Origin of the sequence: Helicobacter labetoulli (assembly GCF_003670275.1) — a bacterium.
Lineage (GTDB): Bacteria > Campylobacterota > Campylobacteria > Campylobacterales > Helicobacteraceae > Helicobacter_C > Helicobacter_C labetoulli.
The window spans coordinates 98,818-113,762 of sequence record NZ_QXJF01000001.1 but is presented as its reverse complement, the minus strand read 5'-3'; the positions used below and the strand labels follow the sequence as shown (position 1 = coordinate 113,762).

Genomic DNA, 14,945 nt, shown 5'->3' with positions numbered 1-14,945 from the left:
AAAATATGGAGGATTTACGCAATATTGCTCGTATTTTTACTGCACCGCTTGATTTTATCAATAAATACTTTAAGGCGTTGCTTTTTTTGTTTATTGTGCTATTTGTGGTGTTATCAAGTGTTGATGAAGTGGAGAGTAACCCACCAAATGCGGCAAAGCTTCATCTTACAATGCCAATTTATGAGAGTGAGAGTTTTGCACAAGGAGTGAAAAAAATCAAAGAAAATGAAAATATTAAAGGTGTGTTGCTTGTGATAGATTCTCCGGGTGGGCTAGTTGGAGCGAGTATTGAAATTGCTGATATGATAAAAGATTTGGCTCAAAAAATGCCCGTGATTGCCTATGTGCAAGGCTCAATGGCGAGTGGAAGCTACTATGCAGGAATGTATGCGAGTGAAATTTATGCTAATCGTGGAGCATTAATAGGCTCTGTGGGGGTGATTTTCAGCGGTGTGAATGTTGAAGAGCTTATGCAAAAGGTGGGAGTAAAAGAGCAGGGCATTAAGGCAGGAGCGTATAAAGAGATAGGCACGATGATGCGTCAATGGAGCAAAGAGGAGAGAAAATTCCTTGAAGAGCTTTTGCAAGAGCAATATGCTATGTTTTATACAGATGTATTACAAGCTAGGCTGGAACAACTAAAGAGTAGGGATTATCACGATTTTGCTGAAGGAAAGGTATTTTCTGCTAATAAAGCTTTGGAGCTTGGCTTGATTGATAAGGTGGCATCTATGCAAGAGGCAATGGATTTATTACAACAAAAAGCGGGGCTAGATAAGCTTATTTGGCTTGAAAAGGATAAGTTTGAAACTTATATGGATAAGCTTTTTGATACTATGAATTCCAAGATTCTATCTTTGACACTTCCTTCACTCAAGGCTACTTTATGAGAGGGCATAATCTTACTCAAGCTAATGAAAAGTATAATGAACGCGTGATATTGATTAGTGCGCCGGACAAAAAAGGGCTTGTGTATCATATCTCATCAGTGTTGTATGAGCTTGGATTAAATATTGAACGCAATGATGAGTATGTGGATAAGGAAAATGAGCGATTTTTTATGCGGACACATACTTGTGGCGAGGTTGATGATGGGATTTTACACGAAAGGCTAGAATCTATTCTGCCCAAACACAGCACACTTAAGATTCAAGGTGTGGGTAAAAAAAAGATTATTATCCTTTGCACGAAAGAAAATCATTGCATTGGGGATTTGCTCCTTAGACACGATAGCGGAGAGCTAAACGCACAAGTTGAAGCAATTATTAGTAATTATGATGTGTTGAAACCTTTAGCTATGAAGTTTGGGATACCTTTTTTTCATATTTCCGCAGAGGGGTTAAGTCGCAAAGCACACGAAGATAAGCTTTTGGAGTGTATTAATAGCTTTAATCATAGTTATATTGTGTTGGCAAAGTATATGCGGATTCTCACAAATGAGTTTGTTGCACATTTTGAAAATCGCATTATCAATATTCATCACAGCTTTTTACCTGCATTTATCGGGGCTAATCCCTACAAACAAGCACATCAAAGAGGCGTGAAGCTCATCGGTGCTACGGCACATTTTGTCAATGAGAATCTTGATGAGGGTCCTATCATCACCCAAGATGTGATACATATCAATCATAGCTATTCGTGGCAGGATATGCAAAAGGCTGGGCGAGATATTGAAAAAATTGTCCTATCTCGTGGGCTTAATCTCGCTTTGGAAGATAGAATCTTTGTGTATGGAAACAAAACAATTGTATTTTAAAAATAAGCTAGGTTGAAAATGGATTCAAAATATGCGATACTTGAAGTGCTGATTGATGTGTGTATAGGCATTTTTTGCGTGTTGCAGTGGTTGGTGTATCTTGTGTGTGGTATTAAAGCTCCACCGCATACAAGCCAAACCTTTCAAAAACACTTCTACACACTCCGCTTGGCTTTACCCCTGCGACTTTTACTAGCTTTTTGGCTATATGTCTTGCTGATTAAGCCATTTATATAAAGATGACAAATGCCTAGAAAAACAGCTCAAGCTCAAAAGCCCAAAAAAGTGCAAGATTCTAGAAGTATTAAAGAACTTTTTGCTTTGCGTAAAAGAGCTTTGTTTTCAGCACATAATGCGCGTAAGGGAAGTGGCAAAAGAAGTAAAAAGGGCAAAAAGAGTAGCTCTTCTTGGCTAGATTCTATTATGGATAGAATCTACAAGGCATTATCACAAATGAGCGTGTTTATCTCGTGGGGTATTTCTTGGTTACTTTGTTTTATGCTATGGGCTGTGCTATTTTATCTTGTGTGGCGAGAGCTTTTATGGTGGGAATTTGTATGATGAGAGATTTATATTCTACGCCCAATCAATGTTTTCTAGCAATTCTTAAGCACATTTAGGCTAGAATCCAAAGATTTATCTAGAGAATATAAAAAGGATTCTTATGCCAAAACGCACCGATATTCACACGATTTTACTCATTGGTTCAGGTCCTATTGTCATTGGTCAGGCTTGTGAGTTTGACTATTCAGGCACACAAGCGGTAAAGACACTAAAAAGTCTTGGCTATCGTGTCGTGCTTATAAACTCAAATCCAGCGACTATTATGACAGATCCAGACTTTGCGGATTGCACTTATATTGAGCCGATTACTGAAGAGATTATTGCAGATATTATTAAAAAAGAAAAAGTAGATGCGATTCTGCCTACTATGGGCGGACAGACAGCCCTTAATGTCGCAATGAGTATGTATGAAAAGGGAATGTTAGAGGGCATAGAGTTTTTAGGTGCAAAGCCTAGTGCGATAAAAAAGGGCGAGGACAGACAGGCTTTTAAAGAAGCTATGCTAAAAATTGGTATGGACTTGCCAAAATCCCGCTATGCCTACACAGAGGAAGAAGCCCTAGAGGCAGCAAAAGAGATAGGATTCCCGCTTATTATAAGGGCTAGTTTTACCCTTGCAGGTGGGGGTAGTGGTGTGGCATATAATATTGATGAGTTTAAAGCGGTGGCAAAAAATGGCTTAGAAACAAGCCCGATTAATGAAATTTTAATTGAAGAGTCCCTGCTTGGCTGGAAAGAATATGAAATGGAAGTCATACGGGATAAGTTTGATAACTGCATTATTGTATGTAGCATTGAAAATCTTGATCCTATGGGCGTGCATACAGGCGATTCCATTACTATCGCACCAGCTTTGACACTCACAGATAAAGAATATCAAAGAATGCGTGATGCGAGTTTTAAAATCCTGCGTGAGATTGGCGTAGATACCGGTGGGAGCAATGTGCAGTTTGCTATAAATCCAAAAAATGGCAGAATGACTGTGATTGAGATGAATCCGCGTGTATCGCGTAGCTCTGCCCTAGCGAGTAAGGCAACAGGCTATCCTATTGCAAAAGTTGCTACAATGCTAGCAGTTGGCTTTAGCCTAGATGAGATAAAAAATGACATTACAGGCACACCAGCGAGTTTTGAGCCTAGCATTGATTATATTGTTACAAAAATCCCTAGATTCACTTTTGAGAAATTCCCAAAGGCAGATTCTACACTCACAACAAGTATGAAGTCTATTGGCGAAGTAATGGCGATTGGTGGGAGCTTCAAAGAGAGTTTGCAAAAGGCATTGTGTAGCCTTGAGACAGGCATATTTGGGCTAAATCAAATCTGCAATGATTTAGAGACTATTAAAAAGGAGATTAGACGAGCTAATGCAAATAGACTGCTTTATATCGCAGAGGGCTTTGGGCTTGGAATGAGTATTGAAGAGATGCACGAGCTATGCAAGATTGATAAGTGGTTTTTACACGAGATAAAAGAAATTGTAGATTCTGAATCTAGCATTACTTCGCAGATTCTAAGCGATGAAACTCTTATGCGGCGGATAAAAAGCTATGGCTTTAGCGATAAGATGATAGCCCATTGGCTCAAACATAATGATGGAATGGAGATAAGTGAGAGTGAGGTGTATCAGGCAAGAGTTGGGCTTGGTGTAGAGTGTGTGTATAATGAGGTGGATACTTGTGCGGCGGAGTTTCCTAGTCTTACGCCCTACCTATACTCAACAATAGGCAACTTTCAAGTTCTAGGTGGGCATTCAGTATTGAGCGATAAATCGGCGATTCTGCGTTCGCCAACTGCGGCACTTACCTCTAGTAAGCTTCTTGTTGGCTCGCTTGAAAACGCCGATTTCTCATCTCAATCCTTAGAATGCCAAGATTCTAGCTTCTCCTTAGAATCTGCGGACAATACCGCAAATCCTAGAATTGTGGATTCTGTAAGCTTAGAATTTCAAGGAGATTCCACAATGACAGAATCTCGCCCCTCTCGTGGTGCGGAGCTTTGGATTCAAGGCGGCAGTAGTGTCGCCGCCAAAGCGGAGCTAGAGAGGGATAAGCGAGGCACTCCCCTTGATTGCCGAAAAAGCGGCGGCTTTTTCGGGGTTAAGGGGAGCGGGGAGGGGATAAACCCCTTTTTGCGAAAAGAAAATAATGAAAAAGCTGAATTGCCAAAAGAGACGACGCCTAAAAAGGTTATGATTATTGGTGGTGGTCCTAACCGCATCGGTCAAGGCATAGAATTTGACTACTGCTGCGTTCATTCAAGCTTTGCTCTCAATGATTTAGGCATAAAAAGCATAATGTATAATTGCAACCCAGAAACGGTAAGCACAGATTATGATACAAGCGATGTGCTTTACTTTGAGCCTATTGACTTTGAACGCGTCCGTGCGGTTATTGAGAGAGAAAAACCAGATGGTATAATCGTGCATTTTGGCGGACAAACGCCCTTAAAACTTGCTAATTCTTTGACAAAAATCAATGCTAAAATCATCGGCACAAGTGCAAAAGTCATAGACACCGCAGAAGATAGAGAAAAGTTTGCAAGTTTTGTTAATAATCTAGGGCTAAAACAACCTCAAAATGGCATAGCTTATGAAAAAGAACAAGCCTATAGCGTGGCAAATAAAATCGGCTTTCCAGTGCTTGTTAGACCGAGCTATGTGCTTGGTGGGCGGGCTATGCGGATAGTGTATGATGATGATGAGTTAAAGCAGTATATGGACGAAGTAATCGCTGTGAGTGATAGCTCCCCGGTGCTTATTGATAAATTTTTGGAATACGCCATTGAGCTTGATGTAGATTGCATTAGCGATGGGGAGAGTGTGTATATCGGCGGGATAATGGAGCATATTGAAGAGGCAGGGATTCACAGCGGGGATAGTGCAAGCTCCCTGCCAACAATAAACATTAGAGAATCTATGATAAAAGAGATAGAAACAAGCACGGCTAAAATCGCCCTAAATCTTGGCGTAGTGGGGCTTATGAATGTGCAGTATGCAATCTATAATAATGAGTTATATTTGATTGAAGTAAATCCTAGAGCTAGTCGCACCGTGCCTTTTGTAAGCAAAGCTACCGGACTTCCTTTAGCCAAAATCGCTACAAGAGTAATGTGGAATCATAGTGTAAGAAAAAAAGAATCTAAGGATTTTACACAAACAGATTCTATACTAGAAGAAGCATTGAGATTTTATGATAAATATAAAAAAGTTGATTTCACACAAAAGCCCTTAAAGCCAAAAGCACTTAAATATGTATGTTTGAAAGAATCTGTTTTTCCTTTTACAAAACTCAGTGGAGCGGAGCTTTCGCTTGGACCAGAGATGAAAAGCACAGGTGAGGTTATGGGGATAGGTAGAAGCTTTGGGTTAAGTTTTGCTAAAAGTCAGCTTGCGTGTAAAAATGCCTTGCCATTAGAGGGGGAGGTGTTTTTATCACTTGCACAATGTGATAAAAAAGAGGGCGTAGCTTTGGCAAGTGATTTTATCAAGCTTGGATTTTCTATTTGTGCTACGGAAGGGACATATAAGATCTTGTGTGAAAACGGCATTGAATCAAGCCATATTTTGAAAGTAAGTGAGGGGCGACCAAATATCATAGATCGTATGATGAATAATCAAATCGCCCTTGCTATCAATACAAGCGATAATCTTTCAAATAAAGATGATACGCATATTATCCGCACACAAATTATTAAAAGCTCCATTCCGTATTTTACAACTTTAGCTGCGGCTCGTGTGGCGATTGAGGCGATTAGGGATATTAAGAAATACAATCTTAATCAAGCTTTTGCTTTGCAGGAATATTTAGAAAGCTAGGTGGTATTTTGCAGGATTCTAGAATCTGTAACTTTGGGGTTTTGGGTAAGAAAAAAGTGTCAATAAACTAAAAAAAAGGTATTATTTTTGCTTAAAATGCCGATGTAGATAAGGCAGAGTTATTTCAAGGATGAAAAAATATGCAAGGAACAAGACAATGAGAGTTACATTTGGCACAAAATATAACCAAATGAATTATTATCAAGGCACGATGCAAAGCAAACTTATGGATATAAATACCAAGATTGCTTCGGGGCTTAAGATTCAATATGGTTATCAAGATAGTAGTGTGTTTAATCAGAATCTCAAGCTTGAGTATGAAAAAATTAATCTTGATCAAGGCATTGATGTGGGTAATGATGCCTATACTTCCACGCTTAATACCGATAAGGCTTTAGCTGAGCTTTCCCAAACTGCTGAGCAGTTTAATACAAAACTTATTCAAGCGGCAAATGATATACATTCACCAACTTCGCGAGAGGCGATTGCTAGGGATTTAGAAAAGCTTAAAGATCATATGATAAATATTGCCAACACTTCCATTGGCGGGGAATTTCTCTTTGCTGGGAGCAATGTCAAAATTCGCCCTTTTGAGCCTGATGGTACATACAAAGGGAATAATGAAACACTTGAAGCTTTGGTGAGTAACAATAATCCTATACCTTACAACATCACGGGGCAAGAGCTGTTTTTTGGGCGGGATTCTGACCATCATAAGAGCATAACGACAAATATTCGTAAATTTAATCAAACAAAGCTTAATAATGACATTATGGACAGAATCAAGCGTGGCGATATACCTGAAGAGGTGTATATTAAGGCTGGTGATACACTAAGGGATTTGCTAGGTGATAACGATGATGATACAAGCAACAATGGCAAAGAATATTTTTATCTACGCGGTGTGCGACCAGATGGAACGAGTTTTAAGAGCAAGTTTGACTTTGATGTGGGATATAAGAATCCAAACAATGCAACAAAAGTGCAAGATTTACTTGATAAGATTGGCAAGGAGTTTGGGAATACGAGCAAGAATAAAGTTGTTGATGTGAGTTTGAATTTTTGGGGGCAGATTGAGATTAAGAATCTTCAGCCCGGTAATGCAAACTTAGACTTTAATCTCATATCAAGTGATATGGATGTTGAGAATATCGATGAATTACCCTCCCTTGGGGCAAGGGTTACAAGCTTTCAAAAAAGCACATTTATGGGAGAATTTTCGCAATCTCATCTTGAAGCGATAAAAGATAATTATGATCATAGAAATCTTACTTTTCCTTCAACTTTGCTGACTAAAGATAATTTTCCCGCTACGCTTACAACTAAGTTAAAAGATGTGTTAAGCGAAGATGTAAGCACACTTGTGATAGCTGGGACTCGTCCAAATCACGATGATGGCACGATTAATGAAGAGCCTATTGAGGCTTTGAGTGTGGATATAAGTGATGACTTAGAAGTGCAAGATTTGCTTGCGATGATTAAAAAGCATTTTGGCGGTAAGGTTGAGGGAGAGATTATCCGTGGTGAGCTTGTATTGCGTGATATGAATGTAACACATAAAGACAGGGATATGATGAATCCGCCATATAATGGACCAAGTGGCTTTAGCCTTTCACTCACAACACTTAATAATATGGGATTAGAGACAAAGGGAATTAGGCGGGATTACCGCACCGAGTATGATCAAGTCAGCTTTGATAATCAAGGCTCAAAACTCATCTCCAATGTATCACAGATTCTATCAAATGGTATGGGGTATGCCAATGACGAGACAAAGCTCTCTGAAGTTGCTGGAGGGAGTTTAGATGGGCAGACTTATAAGCTTGTGCTTGATGACCATAATGGAATCCCAGTTAATGCACGGATTGAGTTTAGCAATAAAGGCTCTTATTTAGTGTTGCCAAATGCAGATTTTGACTTGAATGACCCAAAGTCCCAAGCAGAGTTTTCTATCCCACTTTATAATCCGCACGATGAGCCACCGGCAGTAACAATCAGTAAAGCTGATGATGTGTCTTATAGGCAGCTACTTGATGCGATTAATATCGCGTTGAATTATAGCAATCAGCCTATGGAATATTATAAAAACGCTCAAGCCCAAGGTGGCACACCAACCCAAACAGGAAAAGATGTCTATGAAGCACTTTTAACTCAAACAAAAGGGCGTGTAAGCGCGTATCTAACGCAAGATGGATGCATAGAGATAAGTGATGAAATGCGATCTGTATCGCGTATGAAGTTTATGATGTATGATAATGCGAGTAATGATTTTAGTGAGCAGGGGATACGCAACTATCGCTCTTCATTGACTTTTAATGCAAACAACGCACTTACCATTGATGAGCCTGATGTAAATTTTTTCAAATCTCTTGATGGTATTATTGAGGCTGTGAGGACTGGGGTGTATCGCCCTGATGCGTATGGGGAGGAATATACGAGTGAAATGCGTAATAAGGGGATTCAAAATGCTATTGAGTTATTTGGGCATTTGAGTGATCATATAGAAAAAATGATAGCACTTAATGGTGCGCATAGTAGGAGTTTTGAAAATGTTATTAGACGCAATGAAGTTTTGCGTGTGCAGATAGAATCTATTAAGAGTGATACGATTGGCACCGATGTTGCAGAGACTTATAATCACTTCTCAAATCTTACAACAAATTATAATGCCGTGCTTGCTTCAACAAGTCGCATTAATCAAATGTCGTTGGTAAATTACCTATGAATTGCATTCCCATACTCCGTTATACACATATCCGTGATATGCAGGATTCTCATAGCGTTTCATTGGTAGTTTTTGAAAAGCAGATTCAGTATTTGCAGAAAAAGTCTTATACTTTTCTTAGCCTTGATGATATGATAGCTATCAAGCATGGCAAGATGGATATGCCACAAAAGTGTGTGCTTCTCACATTTGATGGGGCGTGGAGGGATATTTATCAAAATGCTTATGAAATATTAAAGCATCATTGGGTAAAGGCTGGGCTTTTCATCGTAACAGAGTGGATAGATGAAGCCTCAAAACAAAATGAGGATTATCAACCAATTCCGCATAGCGAATGTAAAAATACGCTTTTGCATAGCCCAAGGAGCGTGATGTGTAATTGGGAAGAGGTGTGTAAAATGCAAGATGTGTTTAGCATTGGCTCTATGACGCATACCTATCAGTTTTCAAATGTTGTCTCAATGTCGTGGCACGATGATTTTGAACTTTCAAAGCGTTTGATTAAAGAACAGCTTGGTGTAGATACAAAACATTTAGCTTGGCCTGATGGGAATTATAATCAAGGTTTGCTCCGCACAGCTAAGAGTATGGGCTATGAGGCATTTTACACAATGCAAAGTGGCTTGAATCAAATAGAAGGGGATAATGATGCACTCAAGCGGTTTGATGTAAAAGATAATCTTTTTTGGTTTAAAAAAGTGTTGTTTGCTACATCAAGCACAAGAAATTTTAGAATTGGGAAATTGTTGTTATAAAATTGTGTTATAATTGAAGCTAATTTTAAGTATTGAGAGGAAAGGAAAATGAGAATCTTGGTTATTGAGGATGATTCAGCTTTATGTAAAAGTGTTGAAGAGTTGTTGAACACGCACAATTACCAAACTGATGTTGCAGAGAATCTAAAAGATGGTGAGTATTTTATTAGTATTCGCAATTATGATTTGGTTTTGTCGGATTGGGACTTGCCCGATGGCTGTGGAGTTGATATTATCTCACAGGTTAAAGAAAAATCTCCTCGCACACCTGTCGTAATAATGTCTAGCAAATCTAGCGTTGAGAATGAGCTTCGTGCCTTTAAGGAAGGTGCTGATGATTTTATCTCTAAGCCTTTTAATACTGAAGTTTTGCTTGTTAGGATTCAGGCAAGATTGCGTTTTTGGGGGTCAAGTGTTATTGAGATTGAAGATTTGGTTATTAATCCAGATGAGGAGAAAATTACATATAAGGGGCAAGAGATTGAGGTGAAAGGTAAGCCTTTTGAGGTGCTTACTCACCTTGCTCGTCATCGTGACCAGATTGTTTCAAAAGAGCAGCTTCTTGATGCAATTTGGGAGGAGCCAGAGCTTGTAACGCCAAATGTCATTGAAGTGGCGATTAATCAGATTCGTCAAAAAATGGACAAGCCTCTTAATATTGGCACGATTGAAACGGTTCGCCGCAGAGGGTATCGTTTCTGCTATCCAAAAAAACCAAGTGAAAGCTAAATTCAATCACTTTTAAGCACTTTAAGGTATAATTTCGCCGCTTCCTTACAGACTTATGCAATAGGGTTATGAGACAACGCTTCAGGGTGGGAACACAGCAGAGCATCTTATAGTTTTGTGTGCCATAAGCACCTGTAAGGGAGTTTTTGGGCTTCATTTGCTTGTCATTAACTTCATCTTTAGAAATATTTTGTAGAGTTTAACCCTTAGATTCAATATTGAAAAAGGTTTTATTATGTGGATTACACGACAGCTTACGCCAAATTTTAGACAAGAATACACTATTGAGAGAAAAATCGCAGATTCACGCAGCACACATATTGTGGAGATTTTTCAAAGTGCTGATTTTGATGAAGTGGTGATGATTGATGAACAGCATTTAATGCTTAAAAAATATCTCCATATAGAATCCGAGCTTCTTGCACATATACCGCTTTGTGTTATCCAACAAGCGAAGAATGTATTGCTTTTTGATAGCTTTAATCTTGAGATTGCCTATGAGTGTTTGAAGCACAATGTGAGTGTTGATTGTGTACAGGGGGATAAAAAAAGTCTTGATTCGCTAATGAGTTTTTTGCCACATTTTCATCAAGTAATGCAACACAAAGATTTTAGGCTCGTGGCTCAAGTGATGGATTTGGAGATTAAAAAATATGATGTTATTATAGCGGATTCTATTCTTAATAAACATCAAATTGATGGTTTGTCGCGTATGCTTACAAATGAGGGGATTTTGATTATTCGCAATCATCACCCTTTGCTTGAAGAACATCTATTTATTGAATCGTTCAAACATTGCGAGGATTTTTTTCAAATCATTATGCCTTTTTTCTCACATATAAGCATTTTGAGTGATAAAAGTTACATTTTTGCTTCCAAGCGACTTCATCCTTGTGCCGATATGCTTTTGCAAAAAATTGATCTTCTTCCACAGCTGCGATACTATAATGCCAAGATTCACGAAAATGCCTTTGTGCTGCCAAACTTTTTGTTTGACAAACTCAATGGTATTGCGCGTTTTTAGGGAGTAAAGATGGGGGAATTGCGTTATGCTATTGCATTGACAGGCTCTATTGGAAGTGGAAAAAGCACACTTGTAAGCTTTCTCTCATTGTATGGATATGAAAGTATATGTGCGGATAGCATAGCTCATAAAATGCTTGATGAAAATGCGGCTGAAGTGATTGAAGCTTTTGGGGATTCTATTGTGGAGGAGAATGGAAAGATTAATCGCAAGAAGTTGGGCAAAATTGTTTTTAGCTCAAGTAAAGAGCGAGAGAAACTTCAAAATATTTTGCATTCATCCATTCAAGCTGAGATTCTAGCTCAAGCGTGGCGGCTTGAAGAAAAGGGAGTGTGGTATTTTTTAGATATTCCGTTGTTTTTTGAAGTTGGTGGCAAGGAGGCTTATCCTGTGGTACGCTCTCTTGTGGTTTATACGCCAAAAGACAAGGCAATTGCTAGAATCATAAAGCGTGATAATCTAAGTCTTAATGAAACTACAGCACGACTTGATGCACAGATGCCCATTGAAGAAAAATGTCGCTTGGCAGATGATATTATAGGTAATGATGGGGATTTACGCTCGTTACAACAACGGCTAGAATCTTATTTGCAATCCCTTCCTTCATATAGGCGTTGATATGCGTTTTGTCAAATATAGTAGCAGTGGCAATGATTTTTTGATTTTTCAAAGTTTTGAGCGTGATGATGGGAGTCGCTCTAGTCTTGCAAAGCGTGTATGTGAGCGACATAATGGCATTGGTGCTGATGGTATGGTTGTGCTTCTTTTGGGGCAGGATTGCAAAGATTATGCGTATGAGTGGGAATTTTACAATGCTGATGGCTCAAAGGCTAGAATGTGTGGCAATGCGAGTAGAAGCATAGGACATTATGCGTTTGCAGAGGGCATAGCTCCTAGAAAGCATAGTTTTTTAACTCAAGTTGGAATCATAGGGGTTGAAATAGATGAGAGTGATACAAGCTTGGTGCAGAGTGATTTGGGTGCTTATACAATAATGGAAGAATGCGTGATAGAATCTAATCCTTATAGTGTTAGCACTTGGGCGTTGCTTGATACAGGGGTGACACATCTTGTAGGGTTTGTTAGCGATAAAAAAATGCTAACATACACAAAAGATAGGCTTTTGAAAGATTTACGAGAGAAGTATAATGCAAATGTGAATCTTGCCTATGTTGGAAATGATAGGATTTTTTATATGACTTATGAGCGTGGTGTGGAGGATATTACTCAAGCGTGTGGGACAGGTGCAGCTGCGGTGTTTGCTATGGCTTTAAGGTTGGGGTTTTGCGAGAAAAAGGCTTTGTTTATCCCACCGAGCAATGAGACTTTAGAGCTGCAAATGACAGAAAATCAGCATATTTTATTTAAGGGCAAAGTCCAACGCATCGCCATTTGTGAGTGGCTTGATTTTGTATAAAGGAGAGATAAGTGGAAAAGACACATATTAAACAGCAGGGGGGGGGGGTAATCTCAGTGTAGAAGAAGATTTAAGTGTAGCTAACATACAGCAAAATAATCTCTTTGATAAAGATATATTCCCAGTACAAACTAGGACACAATTCAAAAAATTTGAGTTTAAGCAACTTTTTTTCAGCATATTCACCCCGCATACTGCCCTAGATTCTAAAACCTATACAACCTATCGTAATATTAGCATTCTAGCCATACTTAATATCTGCTTTATGATATGTGTATTTAGTCCTTATGCAGTATATAGCAGTGATGTATCTCAATTTGATATAAGCCAAACTTATCAAACGCTTGGTGCATTGTTTGGCTTTTTTATTCTTTCTTCATTTGGATTTATCTATCTTACAAGCTTCTTTTATAAGACAAGGTTGTTAAAACTTGGAGCTTATGGTGTAAGTGTGTTGGCATTGGTATGCTTTAGCTATACTTTCATTTTTACAGGAAATATTTTTACAGGTTTACCTTACGCTCAGCTTGATGGCTTGTTATTTCGTGATGGTGGGGCTGGGATTTCACATATATATGCCAAGTATTTTGATATGTTATATATTTTGTTTCTCTGCATATTGTGTTTCGTTTTATTTATTAGGAAGATAGGACTATTTGCTTTGTTTGTTTTATTATTTTTGCTTGCTATATTTGTAATATCCACTCTTGTCAGTGTTGGTGATATTGTTTCTCAAGTACATAAGATTGCATCTACACAAACAGATATAGCTAAACAGGATAAGATTATACAGATGCGTAGTTCTGAAGATGTATTTAAAGCACCTAAATATATTGCTCCATATTTAAGTTTTTCAAAAAAAAAGAATATCCTCGTGCTATTTTCAGATATGGTGCAGGCAGATAACTTCACTCAAGCACTTAAGGATCAGCCAGAGCTTTTTGATATTTTTGATGGCTTTACATATTATGAAAATTCACTTTCAGCTTCGAATATTACATTTGGTTCATCTCCATCTATAAGTGGAGGTGCACACTATCATCCAATAGCGATTAATGAACGAAAATTAAAATATAATTTATCTGAGGAGACCGCAAACGCAGTCGCTGGAGTTGCCAACACTTTTGCGAGAGAGAATTATGAGGTAACAATAGGGACAGTGCACTTAACGGATGAAGAATTGCTTGCTAAAAAATTGAGCAAGCAAGTTTTTCTTATTCCGTCTGAAGCTTATAAATCATGGAATACATTTTACAGAGATATTTACAAGATACAAAATATTGGTTTGGAAGAATCTTTGCCTATTGGTGAATTATTCTCTATTGGACTTTTTAGGGCTACTCCATATATTTTGAGAACTAGGATATATCAAGGTGGAGGCTGGTTTTTTTCTCATTCACTTTTAAATAATCATTATGAAAGTGCTATTAGCAATGTTTCGACACTTGCAACTTTTGCTGAATTGTCAAATCTTGACGCAAAAAAACAAACTTTTAAGTATTTGCTTGAAGCAAGCGAACATTTTCCATATTTGCTCGATATTAAAAATAATTGTATGCCTATTAATTCGCACTCAGAGTATCGCCTAAAAGTGTTAAATGATCAAGATGGATTGGCATATTCTAATCATTTGTGTTATATTCGGAAACTTACACAGTGGTTGGATTGGTTTAAAAAACAGGGGATATATGATAATACAAAGATTATTATCATAAGTGATCACGGCAATGGTGGAGTTGGTGCTCCGCTTATTGATTTTCCGAGGAAGGAACTTAGAAATTCTCATGTTCTTATTCTTGTGAAGGAATTTAATGCAAGGGGAAAATTGAAAATAAACCGAGATATTTTTGTCAGCAATAGCGATGCAATGGCGTTTGCTTGTGATGAGATAGGGTCTGTATGCCCTCATATTGGACCAAGTGTATTGAAAAAACCAATCAAAAATAGAGAGCTAATTTTTTCGTTTGTTGATGGTGGAACGGGCAGAATGCTTAGCAATATGTATGATATTTTATTGAGCTACAAGGTTAGAAATAGCATTTTTGATTTGTCAAATTGGCAAGATATTACAGAAGAAGTCAAAAACGGCACATTTAAGTAGGAGAGAGATTGTATTGATTATTGTTAGGAGGATTTAGAAATGTTTAGAATTTAAGGG

12 protein-coding genes and 1 other RNA gene are annotated in these 14,945 nt (G+C 38.2%); all 13 read left to right on the top strand.

The annotated features are described in order from the left end of the window. Positions 1-5: 5 nt before the first annotated feature. Positions 6-890, top strand: a complete 885-nt coding sequence (gene sppA / locus EBF12_RS00510; protein ID WP_208630924.1) for a signal peptide peptidase SppA — start codon at positions 6-8, stop codon at positions 888-890. Beyond that, a complete protein-coding gene (gene purU, locus EBF12_RS00505; protein WP_121725909.1) occupies positions 887-1,756 on the top strand; it encodes a formyltetrahydrofolate deformylase in 870 nt (289 codons plus the stop codon). The genes sppA and purU overlap by 4 nt, the downstream gene beginning before the upstream one ends. Positions 1,757-1,774: 18 nt before the next feature. Beyond that, positions 1,775-1,993, top strand: a complete 219-nt coding sequence (locus EBF12_RS00500) for a hypothetical protein (protein WP_121725908.1) — start codon at positions 1,775-1,777, stop codon at positions 1,991-1,993. 9 nt (positions 1,994-2,002) lie between these two features. After that, positions 2,003-2,317 carry a hypothetical protein gene (locus tag EBF12_RS00495; protein ID WP_121725907.1) on the top strand — a complete coding sequence of 105 codons (315 nt, stop codon included), beginning with the start codon at positions 2,003-2,005 and terminating at the stop codon, positions 2,315-2,317. A 103-nt stretch (positions 2,318-2,420) separates the two neighbouring features. Then, positions 2,421-6,137 (top strand): carbamoyl-phosphate synthase large subunit, encoded by a 3,717-nt coding sequence (gene carB, locus EBF12_RS00490; protein WP_121725906.1) that lies wholly within the window; start codon positions 2,421-2,423, stop codon positions 6,135-6,137. Positions 6,138-6,294: 157 nt separating this feature from the next. Then, positions 6,295-8,862, top strand: coding sequence for a flagellar hook-associated protein FlgL (gene flgL / locus EBF12_RS00485; RefSeq protein ID WP_121725905.1), 2,568 nt, complete (start codon positions 6,295-6,297; stop codon positions 8,860-8,862). Continuing rightward, positions 8,859-9,617 carry a polysaccharide deacetylase family protein gene (locus EBF12_RS00480; protein ID WP_121725904.1) on the top strand — a complete coding sequence of 253 codons (759 nt, stop codon included), beginning with the start codon at positions 8,859-8,861 and terminating at the stop codon, positions 9,615-9,617. Before flgL ends, EBF12_RS00480 begins: the two co-directional genes overlap by 4 nt. A gap of 48 nt (positions 9,618-9,665) precedes the next feature. Then, positions 9,666-10,346 (top strand): homeostatic response regulator transcription factor HsrA, encoded by a 681-nt coding sequence (gene hsrA / locus EBF12_RS00475; protein WP_121725903.1) that lies wholly within the window; start codon positions 9,666-9,668, stop codon positions 10,344-10,346. A 44-nt stretch (positions 10,347-10,390) separates the two neighbouring features. Continuing rightward, an RNA gene (gene ffs, locus EBF12_RS12295) (signal recognition particle sRNA small type) lies at positions 10,391-10,488 on the top strand. A gap of 93 nt (positions 10,489-10,581) precedes the next feature. Beyond that, complete coding sequence (locus EBF12_RS00470; protein WP_121725902.1) at positions 10,582-11,370, top strand: spermidine synthase; 789 nt, start codon at positions 10,582-10,584, stop codon at positions 11,368-11,370. Positions 11,371-11,379: 9 nt separating this feature from the next. Further along, on the top strand, positions 11,380-11,988 hold the full coding sequence (coaE, locus tag EBF12_RS00465; RefSeq protein WP_121725901.1) for a dephospho-CoA kinase: 609 nt from the start codon (positions 11,380-11,382) through the stop codon (positions 11,986-11,988). Position 11,989: 1 nt separating this feature from the next. Then, positions 11,990-12,787 (top strand): diaminopimelate epimerase, encoded by a 798-nt coding sequence (gene dapF, locus EBF12_RS00460; RefSeq protein WP_121725900.1) that lies wholly within the window; start codon positions 11,990-11,992, stop codon positions 12,785-12,787. A gap of 265 nt (positions 12,788-13,052) precedes the next feature. Next, positions 13,053-14,888 carry an alkaline phosphatase family protein gene (locus tag EBF12_RS00455; protein WP_121725899.1) on the top strand — a complete coding sequence of 612 codons (1,836 nt, stop codon included), beginning with the start codon at positions 13,053-13,055 and terminating at the stop codon, positions 14,886-14,888. The last annotated feature ends 57 nt before the right edge of the window (positions 14,889-14,945 follow it).

Bases quoted from the DNA above. Each gene is read 5' to 3' on its own strand.
- purU (WP_121725909.1), top strand. From the start codon at position 887: ATGAGAGGGCATAATCTTACTCAAGCTAATGAAAAGTATAATGAACGC.
- dapF (WP_121725900.1), top strand. From the start codon at position 11,990: ATGCGTTTTGTCAAATATAGTAGCAGTGGCAATGATTTTTTGATTTTT.
- hsrA (WP_121725903.1), top strand. From the start codon at position 9,666: ATGAGAATCTTGGTTATTGAGGATGATTCAGCTTTATGTAAAAGTGTT.
- EBF12_RS00500 (WP_121725908.1), top strand. From the start codon at position 1,775: ATGGATTCAAAATATGCGATACTTGAAGTGCTGATTGATGTGTGTATA.
- EBF12_RS00470 (WP_121725902.1), top strand. From the start codon at position 10,582: ATGTGGATTACACGACAGCTTACGCCAAATTTTAGACAAGAATACACT.
- sppA (WP_208630924.1), top strand. From the start codon at position 6: ATGGAGGATTTACGCAATATTGCTCGTATTTTTACTGCACCGCTTGAT.
- EBF12_RS00455 (WP_121725899.1), top strand. From the start codon at position 13,053: ATGATATGTGTATTTAGTCCTTATGCAGTATATAGCAGTGATGTATCT.
- coaE (WP_121725901.1), top strand. From the start codon at position 11,380: ATGGGGGAATTGCGTTATGCTATTGCATTGACAGGCTCTATTGGAAGT.
- carB (WP_121725906.1), top strand. From the start codon at position 2,421: ATGCCAAAACGCACCGATATTCACACGATTTTACTCATTGGTTCAGGT.
- EBF12_RS00495 (WP_121725907.1), top strand. From the start codon at position 2,003: ATGCCTAGAAAAACAGCTCAAGCTCAAAAGCCCAAAAAAGTGCAAGAT.
- flgL (WP_121725905.1), top strand. From the start codon at position 6,295: ATGAGAGTTACATTTGGCACAAAATATAACCAAATGAATTATTATCAA.
- EBF12_RS00480 (WP_121725904.1), top strand. From the start codon at position 8,859: ATGAATTGCATTCCCATACTCCGTTATACACATATCCGTGATATGCAG.